Genomic DNA, 14190 nt, shown 5'->3' on the forward strand with positions numbered 1-14190 from the left:
AGAGTCAGTTTCTGATTTATCAGTATCTGCTCAAGCTCATTCGTACTTTCAGTCGTTATTCTGATAGTGATTGTTTCATTATTTTGTTTTCTCCATAATATTTATTTCTTTCCATTTTCCGAGGCGGTAATATCCCACAGCAATAAGAGAACTAAGTACTAAGGACGCCCCCATTCCTATACCTATTCCAGCTTCGCCAAATAGAGACGCTGCAAAGTATGTCAGCGGGAATCTTAAAATCCAGAAAGAGATAATATTAAGTACAAAAACCTGAAACATTGCTCCTGCTGCTCTAACAACACCATTCACAACAAAATTAATACCTAAAAAGGGATAAAAAAATGCAACTGTCTTCACATACATTGTACCAAAAGCAATGGTCTCTGTGTCCTGTACAAACAAAGAAACTGCCCATTCGGCACTAAAAAATACGATGGTACTGATAGATAATGATACTACAGCAATTAAAATAAGACCGCTTTTCGTAATATCACTTACCCGCTCCCATTTATCTGCTCCAATATTCTGCCCTGCCATACTGTTTATTGCAGAACCGAGCGTAAGGGCCGGGATCATAATAAGGCTGTCAAGTCTTTGTGCAGCTCCAAATCCGGCTACTACTTCCTCACCAAAACTTGTAACTACCGTCATAATTGCAAGTACTCCTCCAGATATTACCATCATCGATAATCCGGCTGGAAGACCCAGCTTAAAAATCCTTGCTGCCTGTTCTTTTGCCGGAATAAAGGGAAACGAAAAAGGGACGCCGCCTTTGGTGATTGAATAAATCAGCCCGTAAATAAATGCAGTTCCCTGTGATACTACTGTGGCATAAGCCGCACCGGCAATGCCTAAATCTAAGTAAGCGATAAAAATAGGATCTAAAATCGCATTTAAAATTACGGCCAGCAGGACGAATCTCACCGGTGTTTTACTGTCTCCCAAAGCTCTTAATACGGTAGCAATAAAATTATAGCCAAACAAAAATAAAATACCGACAAAGTTAATTCTTAAGTAAGTTACGGCCAGCGGTAAAATTTCCTCCGGTGTTCCCATAAATGCGAGCACTCTTTCAGCAATAACAAATCCTATTATTCCAAGAACTAATGCAAGCGCCCCTAAAATCACTACAAAAGCATTTAATGCACGTTTCAGTCCTTGATTATCCGCAGCTCCCTTGTATTGGGAAAGAACCGTAAGTGCTGATGTATTTATCCCTATAATAAAAGCCAGAATCGTAAAGATAACTGTACCGGAAATAGCAGTGGCGCCAAGCGCACTGGGACCAAGCAGATTTCCCACCCAGAGAGAATCAATGACTTGATAGGAAGTCTGCAGAATATTTGTTAAAAAAATGGGTGAAGAAAATAAAATCATTTTCTTCATAATACTTCCTTCTGTAAAGTCATATTGTCTGCCAGCCATGATTTCCAGCCTTTCTGATGCTATATCTATAAATAATAGGTGCTGCTTTTGTTGAAAAAAAGCTGTACTGCTTCCCGCTCGCCGGAGAGTCAAAACAGCTTTCGTAATTATTTCAATTCAAAAGTTTCAGTTATTGTTACGACTCCTTCTACTGTCTGCGCCATAGGACAATTCTTTGCAGCAAGAGCGACTGCCTTTTCTACTTTTTGCTCTTTAAGAGCTTCACCTTCAATAATATAATGCAGAGCTATTGCACTGATGCGGTTCGCTTTTTTTTCATCACGTGTAACATCTGCGTTAACCCTGATGTCTTTTACATTCATTCTCTGTTTCTCCATCACCTGACGCAGCACTGATGCACTGCATACAGCTATGGATGTAACCATTAATTGAAACGGACGAAAGCCATGTTCTTCCTGACCGCTGATCCGTAACGTTCCATATTCAAATTCCGTTTCGAAGTAATCGCCTTTCCAGGTGAATTCCATATTGTTACCTCCTCAATTACGTATCCATCTCTTATTTTACTCATTTCACGAGCTTGCGTCACGTAAAACATTCTTGCATCTTTCCGCTGTTGATTTACAATGGAAGAGGTGTGGAAATTTCTAATTCGTTAACTACTATTTTCACCAGTGTTTACATATATTTCTATAGTGTATTTACTAATAAAACAAACTCCTTAATGAAAATAAAATCTTTTTGTAAATTGAGAAATTTGCCTTGCTGCCCAGGACGACCAGACTGCGCTGGTTTGCGTCCGCTCCTTCATTCTGCAGCAGCGTTCTTTTTGATATAAAGATTCTGTTTTGCTTGACCGGCTTCGTTTATCTGAATGAAGCAACTGAATATAAAAGAAGGTGTAAATATGGAAAATAATCCAGTGTTCCGCTATTGGGTACTGGTCGGCATGGTACTGATTGCCGGGTTTTCTCAAGGCATGCTATTACCTGTTCTTGCAGTTATGCTTGAAGGCGCAGGGGTGTCTTCTTCTGCAAATGGATTAAATGCTGCTGCATTGTATATGGGCATAATCCTCATATCGCCATTTATCGAAGCCCCAGTCCGAAAATATGGGTACAAACCTGTCATTCTCATAGGATTGGTTCTTGTTACAATTTCAGTTATGCTATTTCCTCTCTGGCAGGCTTTCTGGTTCTGGTTTGTTCTGAGAATGGTTGTAGGAATTGCTGACAACTTAATTCATTTTTCCACCCAGGTATGGATCAGCACTACGAGTACTCCTGAAAAGCGCGGGAGACAGCTGGCGTTATATGGCCTTGCTTTTGGAATGGGGTTTGGCTTAGGTCCTATGATGACCCGGCTGCTGGAAATTCATCAGTTTCTCCCCTTTATTATTTCTGCAGTAATGAGTCTCATTGCATTCGGCTTCATGCTTTTATTGAAGAATGAATGGCCTGTGAAAGAGCTGGCAACAGCTTCGAAAATGGGAACTTTTTCAAGGTATAAAAAAGTAATTAAGCTTGCATGGTTTGCCCTGCTTCCAGGGTTCTGCTATGGATATCTGGAAGCTTCGCTTCACGGAAATTACCCGGTATATGCACTGCGTATGGGAATTGATATTCAATTAACTACTATGTTTCTTCTCCCCGGATTTGTTTTTGGAAGCCTTGTAACGCAGCTTCCTCTTGGTATACTGAGTGATAAGCTCGGCCGCAGCAGAGTACTCCTGACGCTTATGGGAACAGGAGGACTTCTTTTTATGTTAATGCCGCTGATAGAGCAGTATCCGATAGTTTTATTTAGTGGATTTGTTATTACCGGAATGCTTCTGGGTTCTCTCTTTTCTTTAGGAATTACATATTTAGCTGATTTAGTGCCGGCAAGCCTTCTTCCGACAGGAAACGTAATGACAGCTGTACTCTTTGGCTTCGGAAGTATGACCGGCCCTATTGTGGGAGGAATTTTAATTGAAGTCATCGGCTCAGGTGCAATTTATTATTCGATCAGCGCTATGCTTGGCCTGATGGTCGCGGCTGGGTGCATTTTTGAATTCCAGCAGTTAAAAGAGGAAAAAAAGGCAGCTGCCTGAAAAAGTCTCCTTCGTTACACAGCAGTATTAATTTTCATACTTCATGGTGCAAATATTTTTGCATGAGTGTTTCTGTTAATGTTGATATAATAACATTACGCCTGCGGCTCCTTTTTCTGCGCTTGCCGCGGAGAAATCCTTCCTCTGTACCTCTAAATAAGCAGGGTTCCGCACAGCTCCTCCAAGGAAGCCTAAGATTTTCTTACTTGAATGCAAGACTTGCCTCCTGCTGGGAGGTTCGTTCAAAGCCCTGGACGAACCTATGAACTTCCCGCTTTTCCCGCAGTCTCCCTGCCACGAAAACATGCAAAATTAAAGCACGGTACTCTGCGGAGCAGAGCAGCCGTGCTTTTTTAGCGTTATTTATTTAAAAACTTCGCTCAAAACCTTCTTTGCATCATTCTGATTTAAATTTTTCTCTACCATACTGGCAGGCTTTGTTTGTAAGACCTCTTCAAATGTTCGTGCCATGTCAGCTTCACCTACAATGTGAAGTTCTTTCCATTCATGTTTCTTTTTCATTTTTTCTACTTTCTGCGCCATATCTTTGTAAAAGCGATGCTGGTTTTCTTCAAAACGACGCTGAAATTTATCTACGTGAGTAGCACCTGACATAATACTGTCCGCGTCACCCATACCTTCATTCAGGCTCCATTCTTCTTTTCCTGAATCAAACTCATACAGCCATTCATTATTTACTTCACCTAAGGCAGTATCAATAATGCGTACTTCATGGTTGTTAGGCATAATGACACCCGCATGAGGATATTTATTTTCTACACTTTCCAAGCCTTCCAGCTGCGGCGTCTCTTCCCAGTAAAAGTTGGTTTCTACAGGAATTTGCAGATAATGAACGGACCATAAATCCTGTTCTTCAGATGCAAAAATCACAACACTTTTCTGGAAGTTTGTCTGGTTGTCGTGAATTTCCTTTTCGACTTTTTTGCTTAAATTTTTATAAGCTTTCAGTTCGTCTTTATCTTCAACAGATGCTTCAAGATACTCTTCTACTTTTTTCAATCCATTTTTCAAACGTATCTTCCATTCACCTTTCTGCTGATCTGGATCAGCAGGATCCGTGTTCAGATAAACAGAGAGTACACACTTTCCGTTTTCGCATTTTATATTTTGTAGTGATTGTAGTTCATTTGCTAAAGTCATCTGCATCATACCTCCTCTTAAAATGTATACTTATCTCATTACCATATACGGATTCACTCAAACTTCTTTTTCTACAGTGAAACTTTCCAGTCAATATTTAGGGTTGCTGATTTTTCATACGCTCATCCTGCGCTAAAAAATAAGTTTGACTGTCCTGAATTTTTCCGGCTGAACTGCAGCAGTCGGCACCTGATTTTATTCGACAGGCTCCTGCAGCAGGATTCATCAAATGTTTCCGTTGTACATTTCAAAAAAATAAAAAACCCACTTTTACATGGGTTTTTAACATCGTATAAACTGTAATTATATTTTTTCCGTTCCTTCTCCTTGTTCAGGAATATTCTTTATAGGAACCTCTCCCTGTTTCATGTCAAGATGTTTGGTCTTCTGAGATGCTTCGTCAATTAATTCTTTCCATTCTCCTCCAACATTATAAAGAACACTTCTTACTTCATCCAGGTGACCTTTCATCTTCTGCGATGTATCAACCAGCTGTTTTACGTCCTGTGATGCGCGGTCCATAATATCAGAAATCTGATTGCCTGAGGACTGCAGATTCTTCATTACCGCTTCCCGGTTCTCTTTTACAAGTGTAACAAGTTCCTTTATTTGGGAAGTAGATGTATTTGCTGCTCTGCTGACATTATGTCTTGCTTTTTCATTTGATGCGACTGCTGCGGCTCCAGCTAACAATCCAAGTACTGTTCCGCTTACTATTATTTTAGAACTTTTACCCATAGGTCTTTCGCCTCCACTTCTATAATCTTCCTTATACTTAACTATTCTATATCACTTTTTTGAATCCTCCAAACCTGTGTTCATTAACCAGCAGTGAATTTATTATCTTTTTCTTCTTTTTTGATATTTTTTTACTATCCACCTATTGTTTAACAGGTTGGTGCTGTGAATAATACAGCTTCCCATCTTTCCAGTGTTTCTTTACCCTTTCTTCCTGCTGCAGCAGATCCAGATGCCCCTGCGTCTCTGAAAACGTAAGGTCCGGCTGCTTCATAAAAATTTCCGGATAAACCTTTCTGCATAAGTCCATGACTGTAAAAGATTCCGTCCCTATTTTTTCATAGAACATTTCCGCTTTTGATAGCTGGCTTTCCAGTCTTTTAATAATAAGTTCTTTTGGTGCACTTATCCTTTTTCCGTGACCTGAGTATACGATAGAAGCTTGCAGACATTTTTTTAATGAGTCTCTGTATTGAAGTAATGTTTCAGGACGTTTTTCCACAGGAGAATAGGGCGCTTCCAGAATTGCGTTAGAGGAAATATGAGAAATAATATGATCTCCTGCTATTAACACTCCATCTTCTTTTCTGATAAGTGAGATATGGGTCTGGGCATGACCTGGAGTTTCAAGCACTTTCCAGCCAGTGAGACCCTGTATGGTCCCCTCCTCTTCACTTACTTCTTTATGAAGTTCTGCAGGCTTCACATAAGTCATATATGATTGATGCTGTTTTTTTATTTGTTGGATGAAAGTTTCTTCCATTCCATTTTCCTGATAAAACGCCTCAAAAAATTGATATACGTTTTTATAATGCGCTTCGTCTTTAGATAACCAGGGGCGAAGCTTTTTATGTCCGGAAATCACAGCTGATCCAGAAAACAAGTATGCCAGTCCTACATGGTCAGGGTGATGATGTGTAAGTATCAGCTGATCTATATCATGAATTTTCAATTCCGCTTCTGCCAGTCCAGATCTTAATGCCTCTTCTGCTTCCACAGTAGCAGGGCCGGTATCTACCAAAATATTCTGCTCTCCTTTTATTAAATAGGCATTCACCGTCCCCACTAAAAAAGGGGTAGGAATCTTTATGGGATGAATTGTTTCAGTTTTTATAGTATTCATATCCGGTTCTCCTTTAGTCTATCTTATATTTGACTTCTTTTATGAATAAAGCAAGGAATGAAGATTTTTTGGATCGTTATCAGACTTTACAAAATAGCTGCCTGTGTATGAACTTAAGAGATACAATTCACGAAATAATTATTAAAATTTACAAAACATTTTTAAAAGTTCTTAATTTTGTAACAATTCTGTTATTAAAATTTCATAATCTTTATGTATACTTGTTAGTGAAGTCACAAACAAAGGATGGATAATAAATGCGAAAACCTATACGTACGTCTTTTGATGAGCTGGTAGAACAAAATAAACTGGAAATAATGCAGGATGCACAGGCAATTTCTTCTATTGAAGAAAAACTGGATAACAAGTATCGTCAGCAGTTTGAGCAGCAGAAAGATTAATTTTTAAAGAAAACCCATCTACAGCGTCTGCTTTGATGGGCTTTTTTACGTTTAATTTTGATATTTTTTTATAAGTGACTGGAATTTAAGCGCGTGAGATACATCCCCTTTAATTTTAAGTTTGCCGCTCATATACGCCATAGTTGCATTTAAATCATCGTTCGCCAGTTTTTGAAAGTATTCTTCCTTCATTTCCATTACGAGTTTTGGCTCCCATTGAGCACTGCTGCTGTATTCGGCCTTTCCCTGATCAATACGCAGCTGATAGATTCCTTCTTTTTCATCCGTAATCCGGAATTCATATGTGTAAGTTAAATCCTCAATATGCTCAGGATTTTTTTCCATTTTTTCTGTAAACTCCTGTAAAGCTGCTTCCACTGACATATGCAACGCCTCCTGTAATTTATGAATGAACAGCCATTCAATTTAAAGTAATTATAGCTGACTTTTTGCATTATGTATAGATAAGACCCTAAAATAGATTTTGTACAATTCATCTGAAATAATAAGAATAACAGCAACTTTTTTGTTATCTAAAAGTTTTCACAGGCGGAATTCAGTTAGCGTAAAAAGGGAATCATCAGAAAAAGCATTCTTCAGCCTTTTATATTAACGAGCTGCTAATATATTTGTAACTTTTTTCTAGTATATGTGTGCAATTAATGATAAGCTGTTCTTTTGTGAAAAGTTATTTGAAGAATGGAGTCTGCTATTTATGAAAAGATTTTATATAATCAGTACCTTTTATTTACTCGGCCTTATTTCCGTATCGTTTGGTATCAGTTTAATTCTGCTTTCCGAACTGGGTGCCGGCCCGTGGGATGCATTTTTTGTAGCACTGCAGCAGAATTTAGGACTTACCGTCGGGAGCTGGACATTTATTATTGGATTTATTCTTATATTAATCAATGGGCTGCTGTTAAAACAAAGACCTGATTTTTCTGCGTTAATTACAATGTTCCTAATTGGCAGCTTTCTTGATTTCTGGCTGATTTTTGTATTTATTGATATGGAGCTTTCCTTACTGACATTTCGTTTTCTTGCCCTTTTTGCCGGAATTTTCTGCATAGGTGCCGGAGTAGCCTCCTATATGCAGTCTAACTTTGCCCGCAATCCAATTGATCACTCTATGATTGTATTTCATACGCTCACAGGAAAAAGCCTGGCGTTTTCTAAAACATTTTTGGAGGTTTCTGTCCTTTTGATTGCTTTAATTATCGGTGGACCTATCGGACTTGGCACAGTGATCATCGCCTTTGGAATTGGTCCCTTAATTCAATTTTTCCATAAGAGAGTTACCACTTTCCGTGTAAGACTTACTGGTTGAATTGAAAAAAGCAGGCGTCCCGGTACGGGAGCCTGCTTTTTGTACTTCTTCGTTATATTCGTTCGGGCGAGTACGCCGCGGTAAAAATCAATAAAAGGAAGCTTCTCAACGAAAGCCCTACCTCTCTTTCATCCTCACAGTTCCTTGACTGCGCCGGTCTTACTAATCTTTCATGGATTCCAGAGTCTTTAATTCGCCTAAACGATGTTCCTGTTTCAAAAGCACTTTATATAGAATAGCTTAATTACATTTTTTTGTCAACGTTTTTCTGTACCTGCCTTTGAATTTCGGCTGCCAGTGTCTGCAGATCGACTTTCCCCTCTTGATGGATACGGATTGGTTTTCCGTAAATAATTTTCACATCCGCAGGTTTCATTATTCCGTTATTTGCTTCCATTAATTTATAGGAGCCGCTGATTGAAACAGGGACAATTGCTACTTTGGAAAGTGTGGCAAGCTTCAGGCTCCCTATTTTAAAATCATTAACCTCAGCACTTTTACTTCTCGTGCCTTCCGGAAACACCACCATGCTGTTCCCATCTTCTAATTTATTTGCAGCGGTTCTGATAGCCTGCACTGCTTTTCTTCTGTCTGCTCTGTCAATAAAGACACAGCCCATCACCTCCATCCAGGGAGAAATAAGGGGAATTTTTTTTACTTCTATTTTTGAAAGAAACCCTATTTTTCTGCCGGCAGAAGAAAGCAAAATAGGTATGTCGAAGTTCCCCTGATGATTACTGACAAATAATACTGGTTCCTTTTGAGGGAGATATTCAAGACCTCTTATTTCCAACCTTGCGCCTGCAAGCTTTAACAAACGCCGTGACCAGCGCTCTGCTTTTCCTTTTACATAATCGCCAGCTTTATTTTTATCTTTTTTATACATCATTTCTGCTTTTTTTATACCGGGAGAAATAACCAATAAATATATCATAAAATAAACAAACCATAATCCAGTACGAACCATCTTATCACAACCTTCTTCATTTACTACTTCCATAGTATAAATAAAACAGATGTGTAAAAACAACTATGGAAGGGAATTCAAATAATTACTTAAGTAAAAAGAGGAGGGGAAATATGCCGAGATATGATATTACTGTTACCGGAAGAGTACAGGGAGTCGGATTCAGATATTTTGCACAATTAGAAGCGAAGCAGCGTGAATTAACAGGCTGGGTGAAAAATGAAGATGATGGTTCAGTCCGTATGGAAGCAGAAGGAAAAGAGGAAGCATTAAATAACTTTATCCGGGCACTTGCACAGGCGCGCTATCCTGCAGAGGTGGACGATATTATCCCCCTTACTATTGAAAGTGTGGAAACAGAATCAGATTTCCGGATAATTCATTAATACGAAAAGCAACTCCCGCCAACTGTAAATCATGGCGGGAGTTGCTTTTATGGAATATTTATCAGTTAAACATATCTTTCACCAGTTCATAAGACCTTAAGCGGTCCTCATGATAATAAGTTATGGTACATATCATTATTTCTTTTGTTTTATATCTTTCTGCGAATTCTTCCAGCTGTGCTCTTACTTGTGCTGGACTCCCGATAATCATACGCTTTCGGTTTTCTTTTATTCGGTCTTTTTCATACTCCGTAAAATTATATATGCTTGCTTGAGCAGGGTCCGGTGTACCGGCGAGGCTCATTCCCTTCGCCAGAGTAAGCATGGAAAGGTCCAGGCTTGAAGCGATGTACTGAGCCTTCCTTTCGGTATCCGCACAAACTACAAATACTGTCACTATATGCTCAGCCTCCCGCAGATAGGAAGATGGCTGAAACAGTTCCTGGTAAAGCTCCACTGAATCTGTTCCTCCTTCCTCATTTATAAAATGAGCGTAATTGTAAGGCAGTCCTTTCTCAGCTGCTAATGCTGCACTTGCAGCGCTCGATCCTAAGATCCAAAGCGGAGGCACTGAAGAATTCACCGGTGCTGCAAGAGCCTCGCCATACGCATATTCAGGAATAGGCTTATAGTGCAGATAATGAAGCAGATCATCTACCTGGCGGGGAAATAAGTCAGCCCGCCGGGGAGTGCCCCCGCTGAGTGCCAATGTTGCTCTCGGCATTCCACCAGGCGCCCTTCCCATCCCTGCGTCTATTCTTCCTGGGAACAATCCCTCCAGTAAATGAAAGTTCTCAGCAATTTTAAAAGGGCTGTAATGTGTCAGCATCACCCCGCCGCTCCCTATTCTTATATTTTTCGTATGCGCTCCCAAGTAAGAGAGCAGCACTTCAGGAGAGGAACCTCCCAATGACTGGGAATCATGATGTTCTGATACCCAAAAACGATGATAGCCCCACTCTTCCGCTTTTTGTGCAAGATCTTTTGAGTTCTGCAAAGCTGCTACTGCACTAAATCCATCAGCAACTGGTGTCTGATCTAAAATACTAATCCTCATTAATCTATCCCTCCTAAGCTTTATTATCTTTATAACTGCTGGAGCGTGTCCAATTATTTGATTTGAAATTCCATATATCAATCACAAAGATTTTTCGTAGGAATTCTATTACACTTTCGGTATGATAGAAATAAAGAGCTCTACACTTTCTTGAAATTGCACAGCTGATTACTTATATTATGTATGAGAATCTGAGCGGCATCTACAAATGTGAAGCAGCCTCTATTTCTACCTGCCCACAGGAATTTCACCCTGCAAATTATTGTCTTTTTTTATGAAGATTGGTTCCTCGCCACGAAGTATAGTTGACGAATGAATTTATTTATATTCACTAAAATGGAGAAAGAATGTTACGGGAACGCTCCGTCTGAAACGCAGGTCTTTATATGATGTGTATAGTAAATTTCTGCGTTGCAATAAATCACAGACTTGCCTGTCAACTACACGTCGTGGTGATGAGCCTGAAAATTAATTATTATAGTTTAAAATGCTTTTGAAATCAGTTTTCTCAAGAAAGGAATTGAAATAATGAACATACGCAGAATGAAAGCTGCAGAAGCCGAGAAAGCCCTGATTATGTCGGAATTTGCATTTCAATATACTTTATCTGAAGATGAAAGAAGAGCTCGGCTTGCAGATATGAATCCCCATGAAACATGGATAGCAGAAGAAGACGGTGAAATTTTATCCAAAGCAGCGGTTCTTCCGCTTCACGTATATATGTATGGTCTTGCTATCCCTGCCGGTGGAGTTTCTGGTGTCGCTACATGGCCGGAACACCGAAGGAAAGGTATTGTAGCAGAATTATTAACTCACTCGTTGAAGGAAATGAAAGAGCAGGGACAGCTTCTTTCGCTTCTCTACCCTTTTTCTATACCTTTTTACAGAAAATATGGCTGGGAGCTGTTTGCAGACCGGGAAAAAATCACTTTAACCAGAGAACAGTTTCCTCTTAAAGAAAGCTGTGAAGGTGAATGCAGGCGCATCAGCCAGGACGCTAAAATAATTGGTCCGGTATATGATGAGTGGGCCTCGAAAAGAAATGGCACCATCGTCCGCACTGCAGAGTGGTGGAAAAAATCTGTTTTCAAAAGAAAAAAAGGAATAATTGCAGCTTATTTTCGAGAGGGCGTCTGCAGAGGCTACTTGATTTATGAAGTGAAAGATCAGCATATGCAGATAGACGAAATTATCTGGCTTGACCCGGATGCAAGAAAAGGCCTTTTCTCTTTTATCCGTAACCATGATTCGATGGCTGAAAAAGTCTCTATTATTACCGGAGCGCACGATATCTTTCCTTTTCTGCTTCCGGATCCAAAAGCCGAACGTGTTTTGTCCTCCTACTTTATGGCGAGAATAGTTGACTGCGAAACTTTGCTGGCGCTTGTTCCTTTTCAGCTGGAAACCAACGAAAGCATTATACTTCATGTATCTGACAGTATCTGTGCCTGGAACGTAGGCACTTATATTATTTCTGCTTCTGCAGGAACACCTGCCAGAGTTCGTTTTTTCCCTCTTCAGAGCGAGGAAAATACAATATCCAGACAGCTTCCCAGTAAAGGAATAACACTGGATATCAATAACCTGTCCGCTGTTGTTATGGGAGCGCAGTCTGCAGAAAAGCTGTGGGAGGAACAGTATATTGAAGGTGATGAGGAATCCGTTAGGCTTTTTACGAAAGCTGTCCCTGCAAAAAATGCATTTATTTATGACTTCTTTTAAACGAAGGATCATATTTTATACTGAGGAGTGTTTAAAATGAAGTCTCTGTTTTTAACTTTTTTCACCAAATTGTATGGTCCGGTGCCTGAAAATTCATCACTGCGCCTCTATTATTGGATCACTGCAGGTATCTTTTTCGTTCCATTATTTCTCTCCCCATTTTTCTTTATCAGCTACTTCTTACAGGGAGGACCAGAGTATGCATTTACTTACGGGCTCCTGATGCTTGCAGTAGTCTGGATATTCATGCCGATCTTTTTCAGGCTTATTATGCGCATGAATCGCTTTCTATATAAATCTACAGAAGATAATGTTGATAAAAGAAAAGATAAATAAAGGTATCATCAAAAAAATGCTGCTTCATGGGAGAAAAATTCTCCTGAAGCAGCATTTTTTATCATATGCAGATTTTATTCCCACATTTTCCGTAAAGTTTTAATTGTATTTTGAGACTGATTGTAACGAAGCGGAAGATCGAACTTCGTCGTCTGCTTCAAAATACTTTTCCTGTGAGTAAATGTATCAAAGCTGTCTTTCCCGTGATATGCTCCGTGCCCGCTTTCCCCTACTCCGCCGAACGGCAGATAAGGAGAGGTAATGTGCATGATCGTATCATTAACACATCCTCCTCCAAACGTGAGGTTATTCAGCACAAGTTCTTCTGTATCTTTATTATCTGTGAATAAATACAAAGCAAGTGGATTCGGACGTTCCCTTACATATTCGATAACTTCATGCTCGTACTGGTAGGATACGATGGGAAGGATCGGGCCAAAAATTTCGTCTTCCATGACCGCATCCTCCATCTGCACATCCATCATAATCGTCGGTTCCATTTTTCTATTGTCTCTGTCATATCCACCGCCGTAAAGAATTTTCTCTTTATTCAGCATCGCTGCCAGCCTGTCTACATGGGCTTCTGAAATGATCCTCGGATAACTGCGCTTCCCTCTTACTTCAGGTCCGAAAAACTTCTTGGTGTACTGTACCAGAAGCTTTAAAAATTTCCGGCGGGAAGATTCATGGATTAATACGTAGTCGGGTGCTACGCAGGTTTGTCCCGCATTTAAAAATTTGCCCCATACAATTCTTTTAGCCGCAAGCTTTAAATTAGCGTCTTCTGTTACAATTGCAGGATTCTTCCCTCCCAGCTCCAGGGTGACAGGCGTTAAGTTTTCAGCAGCCTGTGCCATGACTTTTTTGCCGGTATGTTTTGAACCAGTAAAGAAAATATAATCCAGCTTCTGGCTCAGCAGGGATTTTGAAACTTCTGCGTCTCCTTCCACTACAACTATGTATTCTTCAGGAAAAGTAGAAGCAATGATATCCCTGATTACCATACTTGTATGAGGTGTTAGTTCAGACGGCTTAATAATGGCTGTATTTCCGGCAGCCATTGCTCCCAGCAGAGGAGTCATCGCTAACTGGAAAGGATAATTCCAGGGACTGATAATTAGTGTTACTCCATAAGGATCTTTATAGATATAACTTTTACTTCCAGTATGAGACAGGGGGGCTTTTTGTTTCTGCGGCGTTGCCCAGTAATCCAGGTTCTTTTGAATATCTTTCAATTCGCTGTAAAAAAAACCTATCTCCGTCAAATAGGATTCAAATTCCCCTTTATTTAAATCTTTTTTCAGGGCGTCCATTATCTCATGCTCCCGCTTCTGCACAGCCTCTTTTAAAAGCTGAAGCTGTCTTTTGCGAAAACCTATCCCCCTTGTTTTTCCAGTATAAAAATATTCTTTTTGATTTTTTACAAGTGTTTCTACCATACTTTCCATGCTGAAATCACGTCCTCTATTGGCTTCTCTCTATATTGTCGTTTTT

15 protein-coding genes are annotated in these 14190 nt (G+C 39.8%); 6 read left to right on the plus strand and 9 right to left on the minus strand.

Annotated elements, in window-relative coordinates; translation table 11 throughout:
* Positions 1-78 precede the first annotated feature (78 nt).
* Together BLP92_RS07115 and BLP92_RS07120 are read right to left on the minus strand one after the other, a co-directional pair.
* Positions 79-1386, minus strand: coding sequence for an MATE family efflux transporter (locus BLP92_RS07115; RefSeq protein WP_425284437.1), 1308 nt, complete (start codon positions 1384-1386; stop codon positions 79-81).
* A gap of 146 nt (positions 1387-1532) precedes the next feature.
* Positions 1533-1913, minus strand: coding sequence for an OsmC family protein (locus tag BLP92_RS07120; protein WP_090842015.1), 381 nt, complete (start codon positions 1911-1913; stop codon positions 1533-1535).
* A 380-nt stretch (positions 1914-2293) separates the two neighbouring features.
* Here BLP92_RS07120 and BLP92_RS07125 point away from each other — a divergent pair, with 380 nt between their 5' ends.
* The gene (locus tag BLP92_RS07125) at positions 2294-3478 is read left to right on the plus strand and encodes an MFS transporter (RefSeq protein WP_090842017.1); all 1185 of its coding nucleotides are present in this window, start codon (positions 2294-2296) and stop codon (positions 3476-3478) included.
* A 363-nt stretch (positions 3479-3841) separates the two neighbouring features.
* Here BLP92_RS07125 and BLP92_RS07130 read toward each other — a convergent pair whose 3' ends face one another.
* From BLP92_RS07130 to BLP92_RS07140, 3 genes are all read right to left on the minus strand, one after another.
* Positions 3842-4639, minus strand: a complete 798-nt coding sequence (locus BLP92_RS07130; protein WP_090842019.1) for a VLRF1 family aeRF1-type release factor — start codon at positions 4637-4639, stop codon at positions 3842-3844.
* Between the two features lie 303 nt (positions 4640-4942).
* Complete coding sequence (locus BLP92_RS07135) at positions 4943-5377, minus strand: hypothetical protein (RefSeq protein ID WP_090842021.1); 435 nt, start codon at positions 5375-5377, stop codon at positions 4943-4945.
* Positions 5378-5519: 142 nt separating this feature from the next.
* Positions 5520-6500, minus strand: a complete 981-nt coding sequence (locus BLP92_RS07140; RefSeq protein ID WP_090842023.1) for an MBL fold metallo-hydrolase — start codon at positions 6498-6500, stop codon at positions 5520-5522.
* A gap of 257 nt (positions 6501-6757) precedes the next feature.
* Here BLP92_RS07140 and BLP92_RS07145 point away from each other — a divergent pair, with 257 nt between their 5' ends.
* Entirely contained in the window at positions 6758-6901 is a 144-nt protein-coding gene (locus BLP92_RS07145; protein WP_090842025.1) for an FbpB family small basic protein, read from the plus strand.
* Positions 6902-6952: 51 nt separating this feature from the next.
* On the opposite strand, the gene BLP92_RS07150 is transcribed toward BLP92_RS07145, so the two are convergent.
* On the minus strand, positions 6953-7285 hold the full coding sequence (locus BLP92_RS07150) for an SCP2 sterol-binding domain-containing protein (RefSeq protein ID WP_090842026.1): 333 nt from the start codon (positions 7283-7285) through the stop codon (positions 6953-6955).
* A gap of 331 nt (positions 7286-7616) precedes the next feature.
* Here BLP92_RS07150 and BLP92_RS07155 point away from each other — a divergent pair, with 331 nt between their 5' ends.
* Positions 7617-8228, plus strand: coding sequence for a YczE/YyaS/YitT family protein (locus BLP92_RS07155; RefSeq protein WP_090842028.1), 612 nt, complete (start codon positions 7617-7619; stop codon positions 8226-8228).
* 244 nt (positions 8229-8472) lie between these two features.
* On the opposite strand, the gene BLP92_RS07160 is transcribed toward BLP92_RS07155, so the two are convergent.
* Positions 8473-9195: a lysophospholipid acyltransferase family protein gene (locus tag BLP92_RS07160; RefSeq protein ID WP_090842030.1), complete on the minus strand. Its 723-nt coding sequence runs from the start codon at positions 9193-9195 to the stop codon at positions 8473-8475.
* Between the two features lie 113 nt (positions 9196-9308).
* On the opposite strand from BLP92_RS07160, the gene BLP92_RS07165 reads away from it, so the two are divergent.
* Positions 9309-9581: an acylphosphatase gene (locus BLP92_RS07165; RefSeq protein ID WP_090842032.1), complete on the plus strand. Its 273-nt coding sequence runs from the start codon at positions 9309-9311 to the stop codon at positions 9579-9581.
* 61 nt (positions 9582-9642) lie between these two features.
* On the opposite strand, the gene BLP92_RS07170 is transcribed toward BLP92_RS07165, so the two are convergent.
* Complete coding sequence (locus tag BLP92_RS07170) at positions 9643-10638, minus strand: LLM class flavin-dependent oxidoreductase (RefSeq protein WP_090842034.1); 996 nt, start codon at positions 10636-10638, stop codon at positions 9643-9645.
* Between the two features lie 528 nt (positions 10639-11166).
* On the opposite strand from BLP92_RS07170, the gene BLP92_RS07175 reads away from it, so the two are divergent.
* Positions 11167-12360: a GNAT family N-acetyltransferase gene (locus BLP92_RS07175; RefSeq protein ID WP_090842036.1), complete on the plus strand. Its 1194-nt coding sequence runs from the start codon at positions 11167-11169 to the stop codon at positions 12358-12360.
* A 36-nt stretch (positions 12361-12396) separates the two neighbouring features.
* Complete coding sequence (locus BLP92_RS07180) at positions 12397-12696, plus strand: hypothetical protein (protein WP_090842038.1); 300 nt, start codon at positions 12397-12399, stop codon at positions 12694-12696.
* A 74-nt stretch (positions 12697-12770) separates the two neighbouring features.
* Here the strand turns inward: BLP92_RS07180 and BLP92_RS07185 are convergent, their stop codons facing one another.
* A complete protein-coding gene (locus BLP92_RS07185) occupies positions 12771-14144 on the minus strand; it encodes an aldehyde dehydrogenase (protein WP_090842041.1) in 1374 nt (457 codons plus the stop codon).
* Positions 14145-14190: the final 46 nt, after the last annotated feature.

It is taken from the genome of Alkalicoccus daliensis (genome assembly GCF_900103955.1).
Classification (GTDB): domain Bacteria; phylum Bacillota; class Bacilli; order Bacillales; family Salisediminibacteriaceae; genus Alkalicoccus; species Alkalicoccus daliensis.

Excerpts from the sequence above, each read along its gene's own strand:
- BLP92_RS07115 (WP_425284437.1), bottom strand. The coding sequence starts at position 1,386 with ATGAAGAAAATGATTTTATTTTCTTCACCCATTTTTTTAACAAATATT.
- BLP92_RS07120 (WP_090842015.1), bottom strand. The coding sequence starts at position 1,913 with ATGGAATTCACCTGGAAAGGCGATTACTTCGAAACGGAATTTGAATAT.
- BLP92_RS07125 (WP_090842017.1), top strand. The coding sequence starts at position 2,294 with ATGGAAAATAATCCAGTGTTCCGCTATTGGGTACTGGTCGGCATGGTA.
- BLP92_RS07130 (WP_090842019.1), bottom strand. The coding sequence starts at position 4,639 with ATGACTTTAGCAAATGAACTACAATCACTACAAAATATAAAATGCGAA.
- BLP92_RS07135 (WP_090842021.1), bottom strand. The coding sequence starts at position 5,377 with ATGGGTAAAAGTTCTAAAATAATAGTAAGCGGAACAGTACTTGGATTG.
- BLP92_RS07140 (WP_090842023.1), bottom strand. The coding sequence starts at position 6,500 with ATGAATACTATAAAAACTGAAACAATTCATCCCATAAAGATTCCTACC.
- BLP92_RS07145 (WP_090842025.1), top strand. The coding sequence starts at position 6,758 with ATGCGAAAACCTATACGTACGTCTTTTGATGAGCTGGTAGAACAAAAT.
- BLP92_RS07150 (WP_090842026.1), bottom strand. The coding sequence starts at position 7,285 with ATGTCAGTGGAAGCAGCTTTACAGGAGTTTACAGAAAAAATGGAAAAA.
- BLP92_RS07155 (WP_090842028.1), top strand. The coding sequence starts at position 7,617 with ATGAAAAGATTTTATATAATCAGTACCTTTTATTTACTCGGCCTTATT.
- BLP92_RS07160 (WP_090842030.1), bottom strand. The coding sequence starts at position 9,195 with ATGGTTCGTACTGGATTATGGTTTGTTTATTTTATGATATATTTATTG.
- BLP92_RS07165 (WP_090842032.1), top strand. The coding sequence starts at position 9,309 with ATGCCGAGATATGATATTACTGTTACCGGAAGAGTACAGGGAGTCGGA.
- BLP92_RS07170 (WP_090842034.1), bottom strand. The coding sequence starts at position 10,638 with ATGAGGATTAGTATTTTAGATCAGACACCAGTTGCTGATGGATTTAGT.
- BLP92_RS07175 (WP_090842036.1), top strand. The coding sequence starts at position 11,167 with ATGAACATACGCAGAATGAAAGCTGCAGAAGCCGAGAAAGCCCTGATT.
- BLP92_RS07180 (WP_090842038.1), top strand. The coding sequence starts at position 12,397 with ATGAAGTCTCTGTTTTTAACTTTTTTCACCAAATTGTATGGTCCGGTG.
- BLP92_RS07185 (WP_090842041.1), bottom strand. The coding sequence starts at position 14,144 with ATGGAAAGTATGGTAGAAACACTTGTAAAAAATCAAAAAGAATATTTT.